The sequence below is a fragment of the Gordonia jacobaea genome (genome assembly GCF_965344965.1).
In the GTDB taxonomy this organism is placed as follows: domain Bacteria; phylum Actinomycetota; class Actinomycetes; order Mycobacteriales; family Mycobacteriaceae; genus Gordonia; species Gordonia jacobaea.
This window is the reverse complement of sequence record NZ_CBDRLS010000001.1, coordinates 768,753-791,609: the sequence shown is the minus strand read 5'-3', so window position 1 is coordinate 791,609 and position 22,857 is coordinate 768,753. Positions and strand designations below refer to the sequence as shown.

At 65.2% G+C, this 22,857-nt stretch carries 19 protein-coding genes; 7 read left to right on the top strand and 12 right to left on the bottom strand.

Annotated elements, in window-relative coordinates; translation table 11 throughout:
* Nucleotides 1-150: 150 nt before the first annotated feature.
* On the top strand, nt 151-948 hold the full coding sequence (locus ACRVY7_RS03620) for a glycosyltransferase family 2 protein (protein WP_431816008.1): 798 nt from the start codon (nt 151-153) through the stop codon (nt 946-948).
* Nucleotides 949-1,051: 103 nt separating this feature from the next.
* Here ACRVY7_RS03620 and ACRVY7_RS03615 read toward each other — a convergent pair whose 3' ends face one another.
* The 6 genes from ACRVY7_RS03615 to ACRVY7_RS03590 form a co-directional block, all read right to left on the bottom strand.
* Nucleotides 1,052-3,202 carry a hypothetical protein gene (locus tag ACRVY7_RS03615; RefSeq protein WP_431816007.1) on the bottom strand — a complete coding sequence of 717 codons (2,151 nt, stop codon included), beginning with the start codon at nt 3,200-3,202 and terminating at the stop codon, nt 1,052-1,054.
* Nucleotides 3,199-4,521 carry a glycosyltransferase family 2 protein gene (locus tag ACRVY7_RS03610; RefSeq protein WP_431816006.1) on the bottom strand — a complete coding sequence of 441 codons (1,323 nt, stop codon included), beginning with the start codon at nt 4,519-4,521 and terminating at the stop codon, nt 3,199-3,201. The genes ACRVY7_RS03615 and ACRVY7_RS03610 overlap by 4 nt, the downstream gene beginning before the upstream one ends.
* On the bottom strand, nt 4,518-5,345 hold the full coding sequence (locus ACRVY7_RS03605; RefSeq protein WP_431816005.1) for a glycoside hydrolase family 16 protein: 828 nt from the start codon (nt 5,343-5,345) through the stop codon (nt 4,518-4,520). Before ACRVY7_RS03605 ends, ACRVY7_RS03610 begins: the two co-directional genes overlap by 4 nt.
* Nucleotides 5,342-6,043 (bottom strand): DUF998 domain-containing protein, encoded by a 702-nt coding sequence (locus ACRVY7_RS03600; RefSeq protein WP_431816004.1) that lies wholly within the window; start codon nt 6,041-6,043, stop codon nt 5,342-5,344. Before ACRVY7_RS03600 ends, ACRVY7_RS03605 begins: the two co-directional genes overlap by 4 nt.
* Nucleotides 6,040-7,065: a glycosyltransferase family 2 protein gene (locus tag ACRVY7_RS03595; protein ID WP_431816003.1), complete on the bottom strand. Its 1,026-nt coding sequence runs from the start codon at nt 7,063-7,065 to the stop codon at nt 6,040-6,042. The genes ACRVY7_RS03600 and ACRVY7_RS03595 overlap by 4 nt, the downstream gene beginning before the upstream one ends.
* Before the next feature lie 61 nt (nt 7,066-7,126).
* Nucleotides 7,127-8,437 (bottom strand): hypothetical protein, encoded by a 1,311-nt coding sequence (locus tag ACRVY7_RS03590; protein WP_431816002.1) that lies wholly within the window; start codon nt 8,435-8,437, stop codon nt 7,127-7,129.
* A 179-nt stretch (nt 8,438-8,616) separates the two neighbouring features.
* Here ACRVY7_RS03590 and pstS point away from each other — a divergent pair, with 179 nt between their 5' ends.
* Genes pstS through pstB form a run of 4 tightly spaced genes read left to right on the top strand, consistent with a single transcriptional unit; the run spans nt 8,617 to nt 12,618 of the window.
* Nucleotides 8,617-9,738 (top strand): phosphate ABC transporter substrate-binding protein PstS, encoded by a 1,122-nt coding sequence (pstS, locus tag ACRVY7_RS03585; RefSeq protein ID WP_197494557.1) that lies wholly within the window; start codon nt 8,617-8,619, stop codon nt 9,736-9,738.
* A gap of 35 nt (nt 9,739-9,773) precedes the next feature.
* Entirely contained in the window at nt 9,774-10,862 is a 1,089-nt protein-coding gene (gene pstC / locus ACRVY7_RS03580; protein WP_049697759.1) for a phosphate ABC transporter permease subunit PstC, read from the top strand.
* Nucleotides 10,859-11,788: a phosphate ABC transporter permease PstA gene (gene pstA, locus ACRVY7_RS03575; RefSeq protein WP_005204269.1), complete on the top strand. Its 930-nt coding sequence runs from the start codon at nt 10,859-10,861 to the stop codon at nt 11,786-11,788. The genes pstC and pstA overlap by 4 nt, the downstream gene beginning before the upstream one ends.
* 53 nt (nt 11,789-11,841) lie before the next feature.
* Nucleotides 11,842-12,618 (top strand): phosphate ABC transporter ATP-binding protein PstB, encoded by a 777-nt coding sequence (gene pstB / locus ACRVY7_RS03570; RefSeq protein ID WP_049697760.1) that lies wholly within the window; start codon nt 11,842-11,844, stop codon nt 12,616-12,618.
* A gap of 88 nt (nt 12,619-12,706) precedes the next feature.
* On the opposite strand, the gene ACRVY7_RS03565 is transcribed toward pstB, so the two are convergent.
* From ACRVY7_RS03565 to ACRVY7_RS03540, 6 genes are all read right to left on the bottom strand, one after another.
* A complete protein-coding gene (locus ACRVY7_RS03565; protein WP_168431243.1) occupies nt 12,707-12,856 on the bottom strand; it encodes a hypothetical protein in 150 nt (49 codons plus the stop codon).
* 140 nt (nt 12,857-12,996) lie between these two features.
* A complete protein-coding gene (phoU, locus tag ACRVY7_RS03560) occupies nt 12,997-13,659 on the bottom strand; it encodes a phosphate signaling complex protein PhoU (protein ID WP_049698056.1) in 663 nt (220 codons plus the stop codon).
* A gap of 100 nt (nt 13,660-13,759) precedes the next feature.
* Nucleotides 13,760-16,072 carry an LCP family protein gene (locus ACRVY7_RS03555; protein WP_431816001.1) on the bottom strand — a complete coding sequence of 771 codons (2,313 nt, stop codon included), beginning with the start codon at nt 16,070-16,072 and terminating at the stop codon, nt 13,760-13,762.
* 129 nt (nt 16,073-16,201) lie between these two features.
* Nucleotides 16,202-17,335 (bottom strand): tRNA dihydrouridine synthase DusB, encoded by a 1,134-nt coding sequence (dusB, locus tag ACRVY7_RS03550; RefSeq protein WP_431816388.1) that lies wholly within the window; start codon nt 17,333-17,335, stop codon nt 16,202-16,204.
* A 133-nt stretch (nt 17,336-17,468) separates the two neighbouring features.
* Nucleotides 17,469-18,461 (bottom strand): acyl-ACP desaturase, encoded by a 993-nt coding sequence (locus ACRVY7_RS03545; RefSeq protein ID WP_049697762.1) that lies wholly within the window; start codon nt 18,459-18,461, stop codon nt 17,469-17,471.
* 183 nt (nt 18,462-18,644) lie between these two features.
* Nucleotides 18,645-19,223 (bottom strand): nuclear transport factor 2 family protein, encoded by a 579-nt coding sequence (locus ACRVY7_RS03540; protein WP_431816000.1) that lies wholly within the window; start codon nt 19,221-19,223, stop codon nt 18,645-18,647.
* A gap of 153 nt (nt 19,224-19,376) precedes the next feature.
* On the opposite strand from ACRVY7_RS03540, the gene ACRVY7_RS03535 reads away from it, so the two are divergent.
* Both ACRVY7_RS03535 and ACRVY7_RS03530 read left to right on the top strand, forming a co-directional pair.
* Nucleotides 19,377-20,780, top strand: a complete 1,404-nt coding sequence (locus tag ACRVY7_RS03535; RefSeq protein WP_049697764.1) for a WS/DGAT/MGAT family O-acyltransferase — start codon at nt 19,377-19,379, stop codon at nt 20,778-20,780.
* A 43-nt stretch (nt 20,781-20,823) separates the two neighbouring features.
* Nucleotides 20,824-22,848 carry an NAD(+) synthase gene (locus tag ACRVY7_RS03530; protein WP_431815999.1) on the top strand — a complete coding sequence of 675 codons (2,025 nt, stop codon included), beginning with the start codon at nt 20,824-20,826 and terminating at the stop codon, nt 22,846-22,848.
* The last annotated feature ends 9 nt before the right edge of the window (nt 22,849-22,857 follow it).

The window sequence follows — 22,857 nt, the reverse complement described above, 5'->3', positions numbered from 1 at the left end:
AGCCTACCCTTATCTAGTACGGTTGGGCGAGCCGGGAGACCGGAATGCGGTCTGGTGCCGATACCGCGATGACGACCACGACCTCATACGAAGGGGAGATCGGTGACGGACACGTTCAACGGAGATACTCCGCGCGCGGTAGATGACGAAATGACTGAATTCGAGCATGAATTCGAGCCGGGAACGCCCGACGGCGACGGCTCGGAAGCCTCGCGGGAGCCGACGGTAACGGTGGTGATCCCTGCTCGTAACGAGGCGCTGAACCTGCCGTACGTCGCCGAACGGATGCCGACGGTCGACCAGATCGTCGTTGTCGACGGAAACTCGGTCGACGACACCATGGCTGTAGCGCGCAAGCTCTGGCCCGAAGCGGTGATCATCCCGCAGACCCGTGCGGGTAAGGGCAACGCACTGGCATGTGGCTTCGCGGCCGCGACGTGCGACATCGTCGTGATGATCGATGCCGACGGCTCGACCGATCCGGCAGAGATCCCTCGATTCGTCGAAACTCTCGTGAGCGGAGCCGATTTGGCCAAGGGGAGCAGGTTCTCCCATGGCGGCGGCAGTGACGACATCACGACGTTCCGCCGCCTGGGCAACAAGGGTCTGAACTTTCTCGTCAACCGGATCTTCCACACCACTTTCGCCGATCTCTGCTACGGCTACAACGCTTTCTGGCGTCGTCACGTAGCCGTCCTCGACCTGCCCGACACCACGCTGGCCGAGGCCCAGTGGGGAGACGGCTTCGAGATCGAGACCGTCATCAATGTGCGCATGGCACGCAGTGGTCTGTCGATCAAGGAGGTCGGCTCCCACGAGAGTTGTCGAATCCATGGGCGCAGCAACCTCAATGCCTTCAGCGACGGATTCCGGGTGCTGCGCACCATCGAGTACGAGCGTCGGACACACCGCGCGATCACGCGCGCACAGGTTGCCGACTCGGCCTGACCAACGCACAGCATCGCTTCACCCGAACACAAAACGGGGCGTTCCGCGGAACGCCCCGTTTTGTGTTCTTCCGTTGTCCAGGTCCCGAAGTGGCGGGCACTCTCTAGCGTGGCGCGGCCTTCGGATCATGTTCCAGGACAAGGGTGTCAGGATTCTCGTAGATCGTCCGCCAGCCCGGCGTCTCGCGCATGATCTGTTCGAACTCGGCGGGTGCACCCGGGCGGTACTCGCCGTAGTACTCGATGACCCGGCGCGATTGGGTGGTGAACGCGACGATCGTCGGCTTGTCGGTCTCGCCGACCTTCCACTCGAGCCAACCGAGTTGTTCCGCCGTCGGGAAAGTGCCACGCGTGTCGGCCAACTCGTAGGAGAGCGGGTAGTCGAAGTACGGATTGGCAAGCGTCAACGGCGCGTAATTGTCGTTGATTCGTGCAGGTAGTCCTGCCCCGTACAGCATGATGATTCGCGTTCCGGGAGGTGCGTCCGCGGTGATGCGGTCGATCGCCTCGACCTGCGCCCTGGTCTCGATCACAGTCGGCCACAGCGCGAAATACGAGTAGGCACCCGCCAGCGCCGCCGCGACGACGGCGAGTGCGCCGCCCCACGCGACGAGGGCGCGCCGTCGACCGGCGCCAAAACCGTCAAGAGCCGCAACGATATGCGGCGCGACGAGTAGTCCGCAGCCGAACAGCGAGTACAGGTACACGCGGAAGATCGCTTCGCCGCCATAGCTCTGACCGAGCAGAAGGGCGAGTGGGGAGAACGCGACGATCGCACACGCGATCACATACGGCCGCTTGTGTTTCCAGCCCACCACCGCGGAGAGGGCGGCGAGCAGCAGCACGCCTGCCGAGAGCGCTCGGCACACGAGCGACGTGATCTCCTTCGCGGGCACCCCGGCGGCGGTCACGTTGCTGGTGGCGTTGCTGACCGGGTTGCTGCCGGACAGAATTCCGTACGGCGCAACGGCTTCGAAGTTCAGTGCCAGATATGCACCGGCGATACCGATCATGGCCGCGACCGCCCACCACGGGCGTGCCTGGCGGAAGATGACGAGTCCTACTGCCGCCGCAAGCGCCCAGAACGGTGTGAGTTGATGCGTCGGGACGATCGCGGCGAACGGGATGATGGCCAGAATTCCCGCCTGCCGGTGATGTCGCGAGGCGATCAGCATGGTGAGGAGTCCGTAGGCGATGACCAGGGTCCAGGCCTGCGGCGAGAAGTAGTCCTGGGCAACCCAGTTCACCATCTCCACGCAGAAGGCTGCCGTGATCGCCACCCGAGTCGACGATCCGATCGTGCGGGCCGCGGAGTAGACGATGATCGCGATCAGCAGGTGGATCACGGGCGCGAAGACATGCGCCAGGGTCATCGGGTCGAGGCCGGTGACATCGGAGAACCAGGCCGTGGTGACAAAGAACGCGGGCCATTGCGCGTAGATGTCGGTGCCGTTGGGCTGGATGAGGTCGTGTGCCAGCACGTAGCGCACGACGGCGATGTGCTTGTACGTCCATTCATACAGCGGCACTTCGGTTCCGAGCCAGGTGGTGCCGCGCTCGACGATGATCAGTGTGAGCAGGGCAGCGGTGGCGACCGGGACCCGTCGTCGGGCGATGGCGATCACGAAGGCCACGGCGACGAGGACGACTGCAGGGATGAGAAGTGCTCCGGCGCCGGAGAACAGAAGCCCGAAGAAGCTGGCGTCGACGCCGGGCAACCCGATACTCAGCGCGACGACCCAGAGGATCAGTGCGACTGCGAGGAGAACCACCGACGTGTCGACGCCGATGCTGCGCAGCGATACTCGGGCGCGAGCGGCGACATCGGCTGGCCACGACCGCACCGGTGGCATCGACCGAGCGCGAAAATACCAATAGAAACTGCTCGCCGCCACGGCGAGGGTGCCGACGACGAGAATGCCCGTCGGACTCCAGCGATACGACCACATGGCGCCGATGGCAACGATCGTCGTGACCGACATGCTGAGCGTGACGACAGCTGCGGGTAGGAGTCTGCGGGGGATGTGCACCCACGTGGTGATTGCTGCGCCAGGCCCGACGAACACAAACGCGGCGACGAGCACTGCGCGCACCGGAGTCGGTAGGGGGATGAGTCCGAGAAGACCGCACAGCGCTGCGACGAGCGCGGCGTCGGCAAGTTGATACGTGACCTGTTGGTTCTCAACGGAGTCGGGAGTCTCGGGCGGTGGTGGCGCGGTGTCGTTCGCGGCGTCGGTCTGTGCACTCGTTGTCATCGGATCGCACCGGAATCGAGGTTCGCGCGGTCGCGTGCCGCGTGGAGCGGGGCGGCTTGACGACCCGCTCGCCGTTCGCGGGCGAGCGCCAACGGACCGCGCAAGACGGAGAACACCTCGACGCGACCGACCGACGCCGAGATGTCGACGAGAACGTGATCAGGTGGACGGCAGACACCGCCGTACGCGGCCGATGCACGCGACACGGCACGAAACCGTTTGCGCAGCACAGAGAACGCGAGTCGACGGTGTGCGCGGTCGAACGCGATTTTTGTCAGCACCGCGCCGAGTCCCGCACCATAGCCACGCGCTTGCGACAGCAGAGCATCGTTGTCGCTGCGGTGACGGTGCCACACGATTGCCGACGGCTCGGACACCAGGCTGTAGCCGGCCATGAGCACGCGCAGGAAGATGTCGAGATCCTCGCCACCCATCGTCGTGGTTCCCACGCCGAGAGCTTCGTCGAACCCGCCGAGGCGCGCGATGCGATCCCGGTCGACCGCGAAATTGGCTCCGGTGCCGTAGATTTCGACCTGGTAGGGGAACAACGGCACGTCCTCAGGCGGATCGAGCAACGAGTAGCGCCGTGCGACGATGTTGTCGGCCCAGGAGACGCGCCAGTCGAAGTACGCCTGTGAGGGCGTACGCAACTCGCCGCTCGGTACCAGTCCGCACACGCACGCGACGTCATCGGCGCGCGCGAAACCGGCCAGCAGACCGGTGATCCACTGCCGGTCGACGACGACATCGTCGTCGGTGAACGCGACGATCTCGTGAGATGCGGCCACCAGTCCGGTGTTTCGCGCCGGGGAGAGGCCAGGCGTCGGTTCTGTCACCAGCCGCACTCGGGGATCGTCGCATTCTTCGACGACCCGCGCCGTTGCGTCAGTCTTCGGCGCGTTGTCGACCACGATGATCTCGAGATCGGGATGGTCGAGGCGCGCCAGCGACGCCAACGCCGAGCGGAGATGTTCCGGACGCTCTCGCGTACACACGACGACCGAGACGGGACGGCTCGATACCTCGCCGCTTTCGGGCTCGTCGTCGTAGGGCGAGATGGTGACGGTTGCCAGTCCGTCGTCGAGCGTTGATTCCGTGAAGCGTACCGGCACACCGGATTCGCGAACGAGTATTCGCGCGCGCGTGTAGCCGTCGGCGTCGAGGGGACGACAGGTGATCGTGGTGTCTTCCGACCGGTCCGCGAGATCGAGTTCGGCGGTGTCGAGCTGACCCACCCAGGTCGCACCGGGCCACTCGGGGCCTCCGGTTGCGGGCATGACCGGTCGCAGTTCGATTGGCGCCGTGAATAGTTCGGTCATGTGCCGGAGCTCCGTTCGGTTGTTGTCACCCGAATCCAATCGACAGTCATCGTGGCGGGGAAAGTGGTGTCGTCCGACGCGGGGCCGGGCCAGTCGCCTCCGACGGCGACGTTGAGCAGGACATGGAAAGGTGCGTCGAACACCCATTGGGCGTCGGATGCAAGATCGGCTGGTGTCACCGAGAACAGTTCGCGATCGTCGATTCCGGTGACGATGCGCCCCGGTGTCTTGCGCATCCAGTACGTGCGAAAGGTGTCGGCGAGTTGGAAGGGGGCGGGTCCTGACGCCGACACCGTCTGCCCCCGCGTGCTGGAGTCCTGCGGCGCGTGGATTCCGGTGTGGTAATCGGTTGCGGTGTTGAGGGTTTCGATCACGTCGATCTCTCCGGCGCGCGGCCAGCCGACCTGCTCGAGGGAATCGCCGAGCAGCCAGAACGCTGGGTGGAGTCCCTGGCCCGATGGCAGTGAGATACGGGCGGAGATCGTGCCGTAGCGCAGCGAGTACTTGCCGCGGGTCGTCAGGCGTGCCGACGTGATTGTGCCTGAGTCGCGTCGCGCGGTGATCAGGAGATGTCCCTTGCCGTCGAGCCTCACGTTGCGCGTGCTGTCGGTGTAGACCTGCTGTTCGCCGTTGCCCCAACCGCCGCCGCCGGTCTCGGCGGTCCATACACCTGTGACGGGCCCGGCGGGACCGTCGAACTCGTCGGAGACGACGTCGGTGTTGGCTGCTGTGCTTGCGGGAGGCTCTGCGTCCGTGCGCGGGACGGTGCAGGCCGCGAGTGAGATGGCGAGTACTCCGACGAGCGCGCACGAGGCGAGCTTCATCCGGTGGTCACCGGATGAAGCCGCGTAACTTCTGGATCGGAGACTCCCGGCTCGGTGCTTGCGGAAGCTCGGACCCGACCGCTCGACACTCCTGCGACGACGATGGCGATCAGGATCGGGTAGATGATCAGTCGCTGCGTGCCGCCCGACCCGAACCAACCGGTCAAACCCGTTGCGTACGAGATGAATGCGACGGTTGCGACCGTACCGGCGATGGCTGTGAACACCCGGATTCCGGCGGCCAGCCGCGTGGAACCGGAGAACCCGATCATCGCCAGCCCTACCGATGCGAGAACGAAGAAGGTGGTCAGGGCCGCTGAATGTTGTTGGTAATCGGTTTTCTCGGTGATGATGCCACTGACGGCGAGTCCGATCCCAGCGATGGTCACCGCGCCCGCATGCGGGAACGTGACGATCCGACGCACAGCCCAGCTCGACGCGACCACCGCGATCGCGAGTCCGGTGAGGACGAAGCTGACATTCATCACCGGATAGAGCGCGCTGCACGGCCAACGTCCCTGTGGGCCACAGAACTCCAGACCCAGCGGGCCGATCTGGTCGTTGCGATAGGAGTACTGTCCGCGCCATGTCGCGGAGACCACCCATTCGGCGGCGAAGAACTGGAGCACGACGAGCGCGGCGACCAGCGTGATGCGCGGGTCGAGAAGGAGTCGCAGGATTCTCGGTCGGGTTCTCATCGGACGGTGCTGACCTCTCTGGGGGACTCACCGGTCGTGGCGGCGCGGCCACGACCGATCGATTTCAACGTTCCGGTGCCGAACCCCGCGCACGTGACGGCCAGGCCTGCGATGAGCGCCGCGACCCGCGTCGGGGTGTGGCGAGAACGCCACGCGCCCTGGGGCAGAGTGCGGGTCGCGTACCCGCGTTCGGTGGAAAGTGCTGTGTCGGTTGACGTCAGGCGTGACAGGGTTGCCTTGGACCGCCCCTCTTCGTAGCAGCGGCGTGCGAAGTAGGAGAAGCGGGCCCGGTCGGGTGACACGGCATGTCGGACACGAAAGTCCGTGTCACGGAGGATCGTCGAATCCGGGAACTGTTGGCGCAGGGCGATTCCCATGAGGGTCTCTTCGCAGCCGGCGGGAAGATCGGCGTGGCGACCGAGTGCTGTGGAGAAGCCTCCGATGGCCTCGAGTCGGTCTCGCCGCACGGCCATTGCCGCTCCGATCGGGTTGCGGATAGCAGCACCGTGCCCCGGCAGTCCGCGATAGTCGCAGCCGACGACCCAGCCGAACTCCTCGGGAAACCATGTGGGCCGGGGAGCAAGCCACTGGGCATCGACCGCACCACCGAGCGCGCTGATGTCGTCATCGGCGAATCGCGATCGAACGGGGTCGAACGATCCCGGTGTCGGCTCGGCGTCGTCGTCGATGAAGACCAGCACCTCACCGCGAGCCGCCTGAGTGCCGGTGTTCCGAGCTCCGGACAGGCCGCGCGGCCCCGATGACGCGACAACCGTGACGGCGGAGTGGTCGGCCCAGGGCTGCGCTCTCAGGGAGGTGAGCAGGTCGTCGTTGTGGTCGACCACGACGACGAGCTCGTCGTCGTCGAGGAGTTGCGCGCGTGTGGCGGTGATGGCGCGGGTGAGGAGCGCGGCGCGGTCGGAGGTATAGCAGCAGATGATCGCCGACAGGGTGGGCGCAGCGGACTGCTGGTGCGGGTACGGCAACTTCGACTCCGGACGGCATGCGGGACGGCGGGCCACGGTAGCCTAACCCATGAGGTTTAGGGAAGGCTAACCAAAGTCAATCGATGTGATCGACCTACTATCCCTTTGCGGTGATCGTCTCGCCGAGTGCCGCCAGTGCTTGTGTCGGTAGGTCCGCGAGCGCGGCTGTCACCGCGTCGGCGGGAAAGACATCGTCGCGAAACGTCGCTGTGAGACAGAGGCTTCCTGCGACTGATGTGCTCGTGACCGTGATCCCGGTTGGCGACGGAGGCTCGGCGATGCCGATGACAAGCGCCTTGTCGGTGTCGACGAAATCCCATCCTCGCCCACGTCCCGGTACGACGCCGCCCGACGAGTGCAGTAGGTCGATCGCCGCCTCGCCGGCGGGCGCCCACGACTGTTGGCCGGTCGTCTCGACGCTTCGGCGCTCTGTGGACCTCGACCTCCCCGCCGCTCTTGACTCGGCCACTCTCGACTTTGCTGCTGTCACAAGGAGATTCGCCACGGGGCGACCCATCGACGACGCCGTCGACAGTTCTGCCTGTAGCGCGACAGGCACGGTGTCGGGAAGCACGGCGAAGTCGAGGCCTGCCGCGAAGTTCGCCATGGTGCCCACGGACCGGGGTAGATAGGCCCGCGCGTCGAACGGAAGTGTGACCATCGGATTGACCCGCAACCCGGCGGCGGTCAGAGCGCGCACGAGCGCGACGGTGTGCAATGTGAACATCCCGACGCCTGGCGCGCGCGACGTCCGCGCGGCGCGCATCGATTCGACGACGTCGCGCGGCGTCCGCACGAACACGCTCGTCGCCGACCGTGGCGGATCGACCGGCACCAACGCCGAGGGTTGCGATGCCAGGTAGTCACGGGACCGGTGCATCCGGGCCAGTGCGATGAGCCGCCGCGGATTCGACAACACGGCCGCACCTGCGAGCGCGAGAGCACGCGTCGGCGTCCACCCGCGCGGAGATGTCGCGATGGTCTCGGGGATCTCCTCGCTGAGCAGAACGTCGACGATGGTGTTGAGGAGGGTGGTGTCGCCGAGGCCGTGGTCGTAGTCGATTGCCAGGTAGCGGCCACTGAGTACGACGCGCAGATGCCGAGGTGGAAGCGCCGCCACTACGTCGAGCAACGCCAAGGGATCGTCGGTCGGTGGCGCGGTGTGGACGGCGTCGGCCAACCTGTCGGGCTCGTATGACCAGGCGCGACGATCGTGTGATGGTACGAGCCCGATGCGTGTGTGGGGGCCACGCTTCGCGAAGCGGATGAGCCGTTGCGACGCGCAGTTCGCGTCCGGGAGATCGAGCGGACCGACGACGACGGCGCTGCGATGGCCACTGTGATGCGCGTCGATGGCCGCGCCTGTGAATGTGCGCGACGCGTCGGGGGAAGTGGCTGAACTACTCATCTTCCTGGAGACTTTAACAAAGGCTTACCTAATACGCGCAGGCCGCGCCGGAGATGTCCAATTCATCTTCCGTTCACCTTCGGTGCCCGGTACGTCCACCACGGCACCCTACTGTCATTGCGACCGGGCAAAGCCGCTTGGCGGGACTGCCATGTTCTGATGCTGGAGGGAACCAGAAAGTGAAATTGAGTCGTACAGGAGCCGCTGTCGCCGTGATGGCCGCCAGCTCCGCCCTCGTTCTCGGTGCGTGTAGCAGCAATGCTGACAAGGGCGGCACGAGCGCAGCGCCCGCCTCAGCGGTGACTGACATCAAGTGCGAGGGCAAGCAGTCACTCAAGGCGAGTGGTTCGACAGCCCAGGCCAACGCCATGAAGATCTTCTCCACCTCGTTTGCGAAGACCTGCCCCGGTCACGAGCTCGCCTACGGTGGCGGAGGCTCGGGACAGGGTGTCTCCGACTTCACGCAGAATCTCACCGACTTCGGTGGCTCCGACTCGCCGCTGAAGGGCGACGAGATCCAGAAGGCCGCACAGCGCTGTGGCTCGGAAGCATGGCAGCTGCCGCTCGTGTTCGGTCCGATCGCCGTGACCTACAACGTCGATGGTGTCAACGATCTCGCGCTGTCGGGTCCGACGCTCTCCAAGATCTTCAGCGGCGAGGCAAAGACCTGGAACGATCCGGCGATTGCCGCCGACAACCCGGGCAAGACCCTTCCCAGCACTGCGATCAGCGTGATCTACCGCGCTGACCAGTCGGGCACGACGGACAACTTCCAGAAGTACCTGACCGCTGCGGGCGGATGGACCAAGGGTGCGGGCAAGACCTTCAACGGTGGTGTCGGCGAAGGCAAGCAGGGCAACCCCGGCGTTGGTTCCGCAGTGAAGCCGACCCCCGGATCGATCGCCTACGTCGAGTGGGCGTACGCGCAGTCCAACAAGCTGTCGATGGCGAAGATCATCACCGATCAGGACAAGAGCGGTGTGGAGCTGAACTCTGAGACCGGCGGCAAGACCATTGCGGCGGCGACTCTCAAGAACGGTCCCGACAACCACAACATGGTCATCGACACCGAATCGTTCTACAAGCCGACCGAGGCGGGCGCGTACCCGATCATTCTGGCAACATACTCGATCGTCTGCTCGAAGTACGCCGATACTTCGGTTGGCCAGGGTGTCAAGACGTTCCTCTCGGTGGCGTCTGCACCGCAGAACCAGGGCCAGGATCTGATCAACGCGGGCTACATCCCGCTGCCGAGCGAATTCCAGCAGAAGCTGACTTCGTCGATCAACGCCCTTCAGTAATCACACGAAAACACCGACCCGAAGCGATATGAGTTATGTCTGTGGATGACACCACCGGTGTGGGCCGGGGGAAGGCGGAGACCCCGCCCGAACCCGGCACGCAGCCTCCCGAATCGTCCGACCAGTTGCCTCCGGATTCCGAGGAGCAGCTCGAAGAGCAGCTCCACCCGGGCCTGCGCAGCCACCGCGGCGCACTCGGCGACCAGCTTTTCTCCTACCTCGCGCGGGGCACGGGTTTCTTCGTGGTCGTCCTCGTCGCCGGTATCGGCATTGCACTGATCGTCAATGCCATACCGGCGATGCTGGCGAACCACGCCAACTTCATCTTCTCGTCCCAGTGGGACGTCAGTTCGGCGAACTTCGACAACGACACGGTGCGTTTCGGCATCTGGGAGTTGTTCCGAGCGACGGTTCTGACCTCGCTGTTCGCCCTGGTGATCGCCACCCCGATCGCGATCGGCATCGCGGTGTTCCTCGTGGAGTACGCCCCGCGACAGGTCGCCCGCCCGCTCGCCGCGGTCATCGATCTGCTCGCGGCGGTGCCGTCGATCATCTTCGGTCTCTGGGGCATCTACGTCCTCGCGCCGGTGATCGCGCCGTTCGCGGAATGGCTCAACAGCGTGCTCGGCTGGTTCTTCCTCTTCTCCGCCGGTAGCACGTCAGTCAGCGGCGGAGGCACGATCTTCACCGCGGGCATCGTGCTCGCGATCATGATGCTGCCGATCATCACCTCGATCACCCGAGAGGTGCTGCGCCAGACCCCTCCCGGCCAGAAAGAAGCGGCACTGGCCCTCGGTGCGACGAAGTGGGAGGTCATCCGGATGACCTCGTTCCCGTACGGACGCTCCGGCATGATCGCCGCGGCGATGCTGGCGCTCGGACGTGCGCTCGGCGAGACCATCGCCGTCATGATCATCCTGAGTGCCGCCGTCGGCCGCCTCAAGTGGTCGCTGTTCGAAGGCGGCGACACGTTCGCGTCGAAGATCGCTCGCGACGTGGGCGAGTTCGTCGGTAGCCAGGACACCCAGAGCGCCTACATCGCGGCCGGTCTGGTGTTGTTCCTCCTGACATTCGTGGTGAACGCGGTCGCTCGCACGGTCGCAGGCGGAAAGGTCAACGGATGAGCATCGCACTTGATAAGGGCGCAGGCGGCGGCCCGGTCAAACAACATCCGTCGGCATTCCGCGAGATCTCGCTGAGTCGTCGAATCCGCAACAACGGTGCGCGCGCCGCATTCTTCATCTGCTTCGCGCTCGGCGTCATTCCACTGGTGTGGTTGCTGTGGACGGTGCTCTCGAATGGAGCGAGCGCCATCACCGACCCGAACTGGTGGTTTGGCGACGGCTACGCGGTCGACACCACAACCGACTATGGCGCGGGAATCGCGCCGGCGATCGTCGGTTCGATCATCCAGGCGCTCGTCGCCACGATCATCTCGGTCCCGATCGCGGTGCTCACGGCCGTTCTCCTGGTCGAGTACCCGACGTCGAAGCTGGTCAAACCGGTCAGCTTCATGGTCGACATTCTCGCGGGCGTGCCGTCGATCGTCGCGACGCTGTTCATCTTCACGGTGTTCGTCATCGGACTCTCGATGGGGCAGAGCGCCTTCATGGTCAGTCTCGCGCTCATCCTGCTGATGATCCCGATCGTCGTCCGATCGTCGGAGGAGATGCTCAAGCTCGTACCCGACGAACTGCGCGAAGCGTCGTACGCATTGGGCATCCCCAAGTGGAAGACGATCATGCGTGTCGTGATCCCGACCGCGCTGTCGGGCATGCTCAGCGGCATCTTCCTCGCCATCGCACGCATCATGGGTGAGACCGCCCCAGTCCTGATCCTCGCGGGTCCGGCGAGTTCGCTGGTCAAGACCAACCCCTTCGAGGGCGGTATGAACTCGCTGCCTCTGTTCATCAAGGACATGTGGGCGGCGAGTCAGCCGGCGTCGTCGTTCTACTACTGGGGTGCAGCGCTGACGCTGATCATCATCATCGCCATCCTCAACATCGTCGCAGCGCTGCTCGCGAAGTTCCTGGCACCCAAGTCCAGGTAAGACCGCACGCCCAGCAACAGCGTCGTACATCAACAGCACGAGAGAGTAATGCCATGGCCAAGCGCCTCGACATCAAAGACCTGAATATCTACTACAGCAAGTTCCACGCCGTGAAGGACGTGACTCTTGCAGTGCCGCCGCGCAGCATCACCGCGTTCATCGGTCCGTCGGGCTGCGGCAAGTCGACGGTGCTGCGCACGCTCAATCGCATGCACGAGGAGATCCCCGGAGCCTATGCGGTCGGCAGTGTGCTGCTCGACGGTGAGGACATCTACTCCAAAGAGGTCAACCCGACGAGTGTCCGTACGACGATCGGCATGGTGTTCCAGCGGCCGAATCCCTTCCCGACCATGTCGATCCGAGACAACGTCGTCGCAGGTCTTCGCCTGCAGGGCATTCGCAACAAGAAGCAGCTCAACGAGGTGGCCGAGCGCAGCCTTCGCGGCGCCAACCTGTGGGAAGAGGTCAAGGACCGTCTCGACAAGCCCGGTGGCGGTCTCTCGGGTGGTCAGCAGCAGCGACTGTGCATCGCGCGTGCCATCGCGGTGTCGCCGGACGTCCTGCTGATGGATGAGCCGTGCTCTGCGCTCGATCCGATCTCGACGCTGGCCATCGAGGATCTGATGGGCGAGCTCAAGAAGGACTTCACGATCGTCATCGTCACGCACAACATGCAGCAGGCTGCGCGTGTGAGCGATCAGACCGCGTTCTTCAACCTCGAGGGCGTCGGCCAGCCGGGACAGTTGGTCGAGATCGGCGACACCGAGACCATCTTCACGCACCCCACCAAGCGCGAGACCGAGGACTACATCTCCGGCCGCTTCGGCTGATCACCGGCAGGGCACAACGCACAGGCCCACAAGCAGACAAAGACCCGCGACGAGGAATCGTCGCGGGTCTTTTGCGTTGATGGGGGGCTCACATGTTGAGCAACAGAATGACCAGCAGAGCGACGAGCGACAGCGTCACGCCGACATAGACGAACAGCTGGCGTCGCCGGAGATGTGCTTCGGCTTCGTCGTCGGATTCGGCATTAAAATCAGGTTCTGCCGGATAGTGCACGCCCATGGCGCTCACCCTAGACTGCGCGCCTGGTGTGCGTGAAGTCAGGACGCCCTCCACGACGAGAAACGTCGGTGAATCACATCCGAACCGGGGTGTGATCCACCGACGTCGGTGGTGGGGGTGTGTCGGGAAGCGTCTGTGCTTTAAGAAGCGTCCTGGAACTGCTCGGGCGTCTGGCCGGTGGCCTGGAAGACGACCCGACGGCCGATGAGTACGGCGTGGTCGGCGAAGCGCTCGTAGTAGCGGCCCAGCAGGGTGACGTCGACGGCTGCGGCAACTCCGTGCTGCCAGTCCCGGTCCATCAGCACCGTGAACAGGTGGCGATGCAGATCATCCATGGCGTCGTCGTCTTCTTGCAGACGAACCGCAGCCTCGGGATCTTGCGTGTCGAGGACCTCGCGCGCGTTGGTGGCGAGCTGGACTGCCAGCCTGCCCATCTCGGCGAAGTAGCCGTTGACCTCTTCGGGCAGGGCCTTCGCGGGATGGCGTCGTCGGGCGACCTTGGCGACGTGCAGCGCCAGCGCGCCCATACGGTCGACGTCTGCGACGATCTGGAACCCACTGACGACTCCGCGCAGGTCGCCTGCGACGGGAGCCTGGAGCGCGAGAAGCGCGAACGCCTGCTCCTCGGCGCGCGCGGACAGTTCGGACAGTTTGTCGTTCTCCGACAGCACTTCCTCGGCAATGGCGAGATCGGCCTGCAAGAGGGCCTGGGTGGCACGGTCCATTGCTGAACCGGCCAGATCGCACATTTCTCCGAGCACCGCATTCAGTGAATGCAGCTGTTCTTGATACGCGGTACGCATACCCTCAAGGGTACTGTGCGTGCCGCAGATCACGATCTTCCGCGTGGTGAACACACCGTGAACGCGCGGTGAGTAGCTCTGCTCGCGGTACGTGCGCCCGTCAGGAGCAGGTGGTGTCTCCCGCGTTGGTCACCGCGAGATCGTTGGGCAGATTGCTGGAGTTCGCCGCTGGAGGCAGTGCCTGCGCCGATAGCGTCTCGCCTGCGGCGGGAGCACTGGTGACGCTGCCGGCGAAGTCGCTGCCGAGGATGACCTCGACGCCCGACTTCACTGTCTTGTCGCTCTGGATCTTGGCGCCGGGGAACATCGCGGCGAGTGTCGCGGCAGAGTCCTGTTCGCCCGGCCCGTAGCGCACGACGGTGTCTGTGCGGTTCTCCGATGCATCCGCGACGCCGCGGACGTCGAAGCCCTGGGCGGTCAGCTGGTCGGACGCGTCGGCGGCTTGCCCGGCCTTGCCCGTGCCGTTGAGCACACGCACCCCGACGTTGCTCGGGTTCTGCGCGGTAGCCGAGACCGTCGACGGCGTCTGCGACGTACTCGTGGTGGCGCCCGCAGCCGTGGTCTGCTTCTTCGACGAACTGCTCTGCTTCTTCTTCGCGGCCTGCTCGCCGGGGAGCGGGTCGTCGTCGATGATCGCGTTGAAGATGGCGTTGATGTCGTCGGTGCGCGGGATCTCGTTATTCGAGCCGTCGGTCGCCGTACCCGACGTCGGGATGGTCAGGAACGTCACGCGACCCGCCTCGATACCCTGCATCGAGTCGGCGAGTTTGAGCAGTGACTGCGTGTCGACGCCGTCGACGTAGCTGTTCTTGATGAAGGTGTTGACGATGCTGTTGAGCTTGGCCGGATTGGACAGGACGTTGCCTGAGAGCGTCGACCGCAGCAGCGACGACATGAACAACTGTTGGCGCTTGATGCGTCCGTAGTCGCCGTTGCCCTCCGTCGACACCGTGCGGGCGCGAACGTAGTTGAGCGCCTTGCGACCGGTGATCGTCTGCTTGCCCGGCTTGGAGAGGATCTGGCCGAGTTCGTAGTCGTACACCGGCGTCGTGGAGCACACCTCGACGCCGCCGACAGCGCGCACGATCTTCTCGAAGCCGGAGAAGTCCATCCCGATGAAGTGGTTGATGTTCAGACCACTCATCTCGGTGATGACCTTGACCAGGCACTTCGGTCCGCCGTCGGCGTAGACGCTGTTCAGCTTCACCTGGCTGGCCGCGGGTAGGTCGCCGGTATAGGTTCCGGCGTCGTTGTCCCAATCCTGACATTCGGGTCGGTCGACCTGCAGATCCCGCGGGAATGAGACCGCAACCACGCGGCTGCGGTTGGCGGGGATGTTGACCAGGATCACCGTGTCAGAACGTGCGCCCTCGGCGTCGGCCGTGGTGCCCGCGCCAACCTTGCCGTTCTTGCCGCTGCGGGTGTCGGTACCGACGATCAGGTAGTTCTCGTCGCCGTACTGGGCGTCTTTGTTGCGAATGTTCGTGTCGTCCGGGTCGACGGCGGCGATGGTCCGCCAATCGCTGTTCTTCGACTTCATGTACCCCCACACGAAGCCGGTCCCGACGAGCGCCATGACGCACGCGATGGCGACCATGATGCGGCCGGTGAACGCGACGTTCTGGCGTGTCGTGCGGTCGTGACGTCGACGCCCCACACGTTGCGGGCGTGAACGCAGCGCGATCGTCTCGGTGAGGTCGGGAGTGGGCTCGAGCGGCGGGGACGCCGGCTCGCGCTCCGGTTCCGGAGCGGGGGTCTGCTCGGGCGCGTCGGGCGCTGCGGCATCTCCGGACGCGGCGGAATTTCCGGATGCAGTGGGCTCGAGGTGTGACCCCTGTGCCCGTGATTCCTCGACGACCCGCTCCGTCGTCGCCCTGTCACTGAGGTCGACGACGGGTTCTGGGGTGGCACCGACGATCGGGATCTTGCGCGTGACCTCGTTGGCCCCTGGCGTGTCGGAAGGGCGATTCGACGGCTTGTCCGTGGCGGCACGGTCTGTCCCACGCCGAGCTCGGCGTAGTCCGGAACGATAGCCGCCGACTCGTGGGATGGCCTCGGTCGGCGACGAATCACCTCGTGGCTGCGTGCCGGCGCCGGTCGGTTCGTCAGAAGCAGACGGCTTGCTGGATGCGGACGGCTTGTCAGAATCGGTCGCCTTGTCGGCGGCAGCCGGGGTAGCGGACGGGGAATCGGAGCGTGCGCCGGGATCGGCGTTCATCTGCTCCATCAGCTCGCGGACGGTCATGCGACTACGGCCGCGGACGTACCGATCGGCGGAGCGCGGCTCACGCAGCCTGCCGTCGTTGGGGTTCGCTGGGCGTGAGGTGCGTGAAGCGTGTGGAGTCGATGAGGACGTCGAATCGTCCCGGTCGCCCGGCTCGTCGCCGTGCGGCTTGGGTGTCCAACGACTCACGTCACATATCCTCGTACCCCGTGGTGACGCTGCCGCCCCGTCGGGGCTGAACGCTGCGGCAAGCAGGAAGAACTCAGATCCCGCCTGCGGGACCTTCGGACATAGTACTGATAGGTCCTGAGAAGCGCCTCAGCCGCCGGAGTGCATCACTTCCGCGCCTGCGGGGACGACATCCTCGTAGGGATCGTCGAGCCAGCCGTCGGGGAGCGCGACCTTGGCGGGCGACCCCTGCCGCCCACGCGGACCGTGCCCGTCCTCGGGGAACGGTGTGTCGGCGGGAAGTGATCCGACGAGGTCGCGGAGTTCGTCGAGCGTCGACACCAGCGACATGCGCGAACGAATCTTCGAACCGGCCGGGAATCCGCGCAGGTACCAGGCGACGTGTTTGCGCATCTCGCGCATGCCCTTGTCCTCGCCGTGGTGATCGGCGAGCAACTCGCCGTGCCTGACGATGATCTGTGCGACCTCACCGAGGTTCGGTGCGGCGGGTGCGGGCAGTCCGTTGAGTTCGGCGGCGAGCTCGGCGAACAGCCACGGCCTGCCGAGGCAGCCGCGTCCGACCACGACGCCGTCGCATCCGGTCTGCGCCATCATCGTCACCGCGTCCTTGGGTTCGAAGATGTCGCCGTTACCGAGCACCGGTACGTCGGTCACGTGCTCCTTGAGGCGGGCGATCTCGGCCCAGTCGGCCTCGCCGGAGTACCGCTGCGAAGCCGTACGGGCATGGAGCGCAACAGCTTTCGCGCCCTCGCCCGCGGCGATGCGCCCGGCGTCGAGGTGCGTGTGATGCTCGTCGTCGATTCCGATGCGGAACTTGACGGTGACGGGGATGTCGGTGCCCTCGGTCGCCTTGACCGCGGCCGCGACGATTCGTTGGAACAGGGTGCGCTTGTAGGGGATCGCCGAGCCGCCGCCCTTGCGGGTCACCTTCGGGACCGGGCAGCCGAAGTTCATGTCGATGTGGTCGGCGAGATTCTCGTCGACGATCATCTTGGCTGCCTCGTAGGTGTAGCGCGGATCCACCGTGTAGAGCTGCATCGACCGCGGATTCTCGTCCGGTCCGAACGTGGTCATGTGCATGGTGACCGGATGCCGCTCGACGAGCGCGCGGGCGGTGACCATCTCACAGACGTACAGACCCGACACCGTGCCGGTGCGGGCCAATTCGAGTTCGCGACACAGCGTGCGGAACGCCACGTTGGTGACGCCCGCCATGGGTGCGAGCACCACGGGACTGGCGAGCTCGATCGTGCCGATTCGCAAGCGGGTGTCGCGCAGTGGGGTTGCGTGGAGCGGGGTGGCGTGCGCAGCCGACAGCGCACCGGCGCCCTCGTGGATCGCGGAGGGCGCCGGCGCTGCTGGGGTTCGGATCGTCGTCGTCAAGCCAATGGTTGCGTCAGGACGCCTGACGCTCGCGCTTCTTGGCTTCGCGGGCGAGTGCGCGGTCGCGCATCTCCTCGAACTTGATGGTGTCCTTCTCGAGCTGCTCGAGGAAGGCTGCGAGCTCCTCGCGGGTCTGGTCGCCCTCGGCGGAGAAGTCGTCGCGATCGAAGACGTTCCACTTGCGCAGGACGGGCTGGATGACCTCTTCGAGGTGCTGACGCAGGTCGTAGATGCCGTGCTTGGCCATCAACACGCCGTGGCGGCGGAAGTTGGGCATTCCGGCGCCGGGCATCTGGAAGTTGGTGACGATGTCGGTCACGGCACGCAGCGTCTGGTCGGGAGCGATGTCCATACCGGCGCCGCAGATGTTGCGGTAGAAGATCATGTGCAGGTTCTCGTCGGCCGCGATGCGCTGGAGCATCTTGTCGGCGATCGGATCGTTGCACGCCTTGCCGGTGTTGCGGTGGCTGACGCGCGTCGCGAGCTCCTGGAACGTCACGTAGGCGACGGAGTGCAGCAGGCCCATTTCGCCGCCCTTCTCCATCATCTCCTCGACGCGGTCGCCTGCAGCGGACTCGGGCGAGTAACCGTTGGTCATGTGGACCATGCGGTCGGCCTCGAGCTGGGCGGGGTCGACGCCGCGCGTCACCGTGAGGTAGTCGCGCATGACGATCGAGTGCCGGTTCTCCTCGGCGGTCCAACGACCGACCCAGAAGCCCCATGCCGAATCCATCGAGAAGTTGTCGGCGATCACCCGGTGATAGGAGGGCAGGTTGTCCTCGGTCAGCAGGTTCGTGATCATCGCGGCCTTCGCAACCTCATCGAGCTGCGACTGCTCAGGGTCGTAGTCGACGCCGCCGAGCGCGGCGAAGTTACGACCCTCGTCCCACGGGACGTAGTCGTGCGGGTTCCAGTTCTTCGCGATCTTCAGGTGCCGGTTGACGTTGTCCTCGGCAACCGGTGCCAGCTCGCGGAGCAGATCAAGCTGAGTGAGCTCACGTGCCATTGTTCGTTCCTCCGAACGGTCCACATCGAAACAGGTCGGACTGTCGTAGTCTCCGACTGTCGTCTCTGGTTGTCATGCCTGGCTCGGTGACCGACATGTATCCAAGTCAGTCAGTAAGGCTACGGCACCGAGCAGGCGTTACCCAAGTACGCACTTACGGTGTCGTAACTTGGCTCGCAAGCGTTACCCCCGAAACGCTCGGCCGAACGTCGACGCCCACGTGGCGGCGTCGTCGTCAAGAGTACCGAGTTCGCGCGCCTTGTCACACCACAGCATCGCGGCGCTGCCGAACTCCATCGGGTTGTAGATGTCCTCCTCGCACCGCCACAGGCCGTCGCCCGCGTACGTGATGATCGAGATATTGGTCGCGGTGATCACACTTCCGTCGCCGGGATCGCACATCGGATTGTCGACCTCGAAGATCACCCGACCGGTGGGGGCGTCGAACACCTTCCACAGGTTGGGGAAGGCGACCATGTGGTTGCCGGGGAAGCGGGTCATCGTCTTCACGATCCACGGGCGGATCTCGTCCCTGCCGTGCATGGTGCCGAGTGCGTGCTCGATGTAGTCGGCGTCGGACGTGAAGAGGTCGGCGAATCGCGCCCATGCCGCGGGCGCCTCGGACGGCTGCGCTCGGGCCTGCGCCGCGATGCCCGCGACGGTGGCCTCGAAGACGTCGAACGCCTCCGACAACTCGTCGAGATCGAATGGGGTCGGCGAGAATCGGGCATCCGCGGCAGACGCGGCGTTTTCGGTGCGCATCGGGCTGATCGTAGGGAACTACGGCGGGTGCGCGAAGCGTTATGGAAAAGGAGCGCGACGACGCATCGACGTGGTTCGATTTCATCATCGGCCCGGCAACGAAGACGGGCGTGCGCGCGACGGCGCGGGCGAGCAGGATGCGGAGGATTTGCGATGGAGCGGCTGAGCGGTTTGGACGCCTCGTTCCTGTACATGGAGACGCGGTCACAGTTGATGCAGATCATCGGCCTGATCGAAATCGATCCGTCGACGATTCCCGGTGGGTATTCGTTCAGCGGTATCCGTGATCAGATGCGACAGCTCGTCCGTGCTACCCCGAAGTTCCGACGCAAGCTCGACAACTCGCTGATCAACATCGACCACCCCGCCTGGGTGGAGGACGACCATTTCGACATCGACCGGCATGTGCACCGTGTCGCGGTTCCGGCGCCGGGCGGGATCGGCGAGGTCACCGAACTCTGTGGGCATCTGGCCGGGCAGACCCTCGACCGGGCGAAGCCGCTGTGGGAACTGTGGGTCATCGAGGGACTGTCCAACGGGCGGATCATGATCATGCTGCGGATGCACCACGCCGCGGTCGACGGCGTCGGCAGCGCCGAGGTGCTGTCGCAGCTCTTCTCGCTGTCGCCCGAGCAGCCCGACCTCGACGCCGATCTGCTGCATCAGACCGCGGGCGGGTCGTCGCATGCGCTGCTCGCCGCGACGGGAGCGGTGCACTACCTGATCCGACGTCCGATCGCGATGGCTCGATTGCTCCCGGAGACGGTCTCGGTTCCGGTCGCGTGGTTGCGTCGGGCGCGCTCGCACGAGGCGATGCCCGCGCCGTTCGGGGCGCCGCGCACCCGATTCAACGGGCCGATCACCCCGCACCGTTCGATCGCACTGACCCAGCTCTCACTCGCCGACATCAAGCGTGTCAAGAACCGGTTCGGCGTCAAGGTGAACGACGTCGTGCTGGCGATCACCGGCGGCGCGCTGCGCGAGTATCTGTTGGCGCACAACGAGCTGCCGGACAGGCCACTCGTCGCGATGGTGCCGGTATCTGTCCACGGCGCCGACGACAGTGGCTTGATGGTGCAGGGCACCAACAAGGTGTCGGGGATGTTCACGCAGTTGGCCTCCGACGTCGCAGATCCCGTCGAAAGGATCGAGCGCGCGGCAGAACTCTCGCGGAAAGCAAAGGCACACCACGCCGACATCGACGCGAACATCCTGCGTGCGTGGGCACAGTTCGCGCCCGGCACCACGATGTCGACGTTGATGAAGTTCTACGGCGACCGAAAACTGGCACTCAAGCATCCGCCGATCTTCAACGTGACTGTGTCGAACGTCGCGGGCGCCGACATTCCGGTGTACTTCTGCGGCGCGCGTGTCACCGCGGTCTACCCGCTCGGGCCGATCTTCCACGGGCTCGGCCTGAACATCACGGTGTTCTCGGCCGACGGCGAGCTCAACGTCGGCATCCTCGGGTGTACCGATCAGATCCCCGACGTCGACTTCCTCGCCCACGCCTTCGACGAGCAGCTCAAGACGCTTCTCGAGGTATGTGGCGACTGAGGTCTTGCGGTGATGGGGTCATCCGGTCACTAAGCTTTGCCCTGTGTCCATCTATCGCCACGGATTTGCCCGAGTAGCGGGCGCGGTCCCGGTCGTCCGTATCGCCGACCCGGTGGCCAACGCGCAGGCCACCGTCGAATTGATGCGGCAGGCGGCCACCGAGGGTGCCGCGCTCGTCGTGTTCCCCGAGATGGGACTCACCGGATACAGCATCGACGATCTGGTCCAACAGGACGCGGTTATCGACGCCGCGCTCGACGCCCTCGCCACCGTCGTCGCCGCGAGTGAGGGTCTGCGCCCGCTGGTGGCGGTCGGCCTGCCGCTCGTCGTCGACGCCGGGCTGTACAACTGCGCCGTCCTGCTGCGTGATGGTCGGATTCTCGGCGTCGTACCGAAGGCGTTCCTGCCGAACTACCGCGAGTTCTACGACAAGCGCTATTTCAGCGCGGCCCGCGACGCACTCGCCGACACGGTGACGCTGCTCGGACAGACGGTTCCGTTCGGCACCGACCTGATCTTCGACGCCGTCGACCTGCCGGGTTTCGCGCTGCATCTCGAGGTCTGCGAGGACGCGTGGGTGCCCATCCCGCCGAGCACCTGGGCCGCGCTGGGAGGTGCGACGGTTCTCGCGAACCTGTCGGGTTCGCCGGTCACGATCGGCAAGGAGTCGTATCGGAAGTCGTTGTGCACCAGCCTTTCCGCCCGGTGCATCGCGGCCTACCTCTACGTTGCCGCCGGATATGGCGAATCCACAACCGATCTCGCGTGGGACGGTGACGCCCTGATCGCCGAGAACGGTGGACTACTCACTCGCAGTACGGGATTCGCGACGACCGAGCAACTCGTCGTCGCCGACGTCGACCTGGACCGACTGCGCCAGGAACGCATCCGGATGGGCAGCTTCCACGATCAGGTCGGTGATCTCAAGGATCGTCTGACGTCGTTGCGCCACATCGACTTCGAGTTCGGTGACCTCGACCTCGCCGACGACGAGCTGCGACGCGCGGTCGCACGATTCCCATTCGTTCCCGCCGACGCCGGTGATCGTGACGAACGGTGCCGAGAGGTGCGCGACATCCAGGTTCAGGGCCTGGCTGCACGCCTGCGCGCCACCGGCATCGACAAGATCGTCATCGGTGTGTCCGGTGGTCTCGATTCGACGCTCGCGCTGCTCGTCGCCGTCGACACCTTCGACCGACTCGGCCTGCCGCGCACCAACATCCTCGCGTACACGATGCCGGGATTCGCCACCGGCGGCGCGACGCTACGGCGCGCACATGTGCTGATGGATTCTCTCGGCGTCACCGGCGCCGAACTCGACATCCGGCCGTCGTGCGAGCAGATGCTCGCCGACATCGGGCACCCATATGCCAAGGGCGAGAAGGTCTTCGACGTCACCTTTGAGAACGTGCAGGCAGGCGAACGGACGTCGCACCTGTTCCGGTTGGCGAACTTCCACGGCGGAATCGTGCTCGGGACCGGTGATCTGTCCGAGCTCGCTCTGGGGTGGTGCACCTACGGTGTCGGCGATCAGATGTCGCACTACAACGTCAACACCTCGGTCCCGAAGACGTTGATCCAGTACCTGATTCGCTGGATGATCTCGACCGGACAGTACTCGCAGGAGACCACCGACACGCTCGCAGAGATCCTCGACGACGTGATCTCGCCCGAACTCGTCCCGCCGGGCGACGACGGCGCGATCCAGAGCACCGAGGACACCGTCGGCCCCTACGAACTCCACGACTTCTTCCTGTACTACCTGACGCGCTTCGGGTATCGCCCCGACAAGATCGCCTACCTGGCCGGCCAGGCGTGGGGTGACCGGGAACGCGGCGCGTGGTCGGAGTTGATCGCGACGGAGCGTCGAAACCAGTACGACGCCGCGACGATCGAGCACTGGCTCTCGACGTTCCTGAAGCGATTCATGAGCAACCAGTTCAAGCGCACCGCGATGCCCAACGGGCCGAAAATCGGTTCGGGCGGGTCACTGTCGCCGCGCGGCGACTGGCGCTCGCCGTCGGACGCCTCCGCCCGCACCTGGCTGGACCAACTCAAGGGTCGCTGATGGCGAGGC

Excerpts from the sequence above, each read along its gene's own strand:
- ACRVY7_RS03605 (WP_431816005.1), bottom strand. The coding sequence starts at position 5,345 with ATGAAGCTCGCCTCGTGCGCGCTCGTCGGAGTACTCGCCATCTCACTC.
- ACRVY7_RS03590 (WP_431816002.1), bottom strand. The coding sequence starts at position 8,437 with ATGAGTAGTTCAGCCACTTCCCCCGACGCGTCGCGCACATTCACAGGC.
- ACRVY7_RS03615 (WP_431816007.1), bottom strand. The coding sequence starts at position 3,202 with ATGACAACGAGTGCACAGACCGACGCCGCGAACGACACCGCGCCACCA.
- ACRVY7_RS03620 (WP_431816008.1), top strand. The coding sequence starts at position 151 with ATGACTGAATTCGAGCATGAATTCGAGCCGGGAACGCCCGACGGCGAC.
- ACRVY7_RS03610 (WP_431816006.1), bottom strand. The coding sequence starts at position 4,521 with ATGACCGAACTATTCACGGCGCCAATCGAACTGCGACCGGTCATGCCC.
- pstB (WP_049697760.1), top strand. The coding sequence starts at position 11,842 with ATGGCCAAGCGCCTCGACATCAAAGACCTGAATATCTACTACAGCAAG.
- ACRVY7_RS03565 (WP_168431243.1), bottom strand. The coding sequence starts at position 12,856 with ATGGGCGTGCACTATCCGGCAGAACCTGATTTTAATGCCGAATCCGAC.
- pstC (WP_049697759.1), top strand. The coding sequence starts at position 9,774 with ATGTCTGTGGATGACACCACCGGTGTGGGCCGGGGGAAGGCGGAGACC.
- ACRVY7_RS03545 (WP_049697762.1), bottom strand. The coding sequence starts at position 18,461 with ATGGCACGTGAGCTCACTCAGCTTGATCTGCTCCGCGAGCTGGCACCG.
- ACRVY7_RS03535 (WP_049697764.1), top strand. The coding sequence starts at position 19,377 with ATGGAGCGGCTGAGCGGTTTGGACGCCTCGTTCCTGTACATGGAGACG.
- phoU (WP_049698056.1), bottom strand. The coding sequence starts at position 13,659 with ATGCGTACCGCGTATCAAGAACAGCTGCATTCACTGAATGCGGTGCTC.
- ACRVY7_RS03600 (WP_431816004.1), bottom strand. The coding sequence starts at position 6,043 with ATGAGAACCCGACCGAGAATCCTGCGACTCCTTCTCGACCCGCGCATC.
- pstA (WP_005204269.1), top strand. The coding sequence starts at position 10,859 with ATGAGCATCGCACTTGATAAGGGCGCAGGCGGCGGCCCGGTCAAACAA.
- ACRVY7_RS03540 (WP_431816000.1), bottom strand. The coding sequence starts at position 19,223 with ATGCGCACCGAAAACGCCGCGTCTGCCGCGGATGCCCGATTCTCGCCG.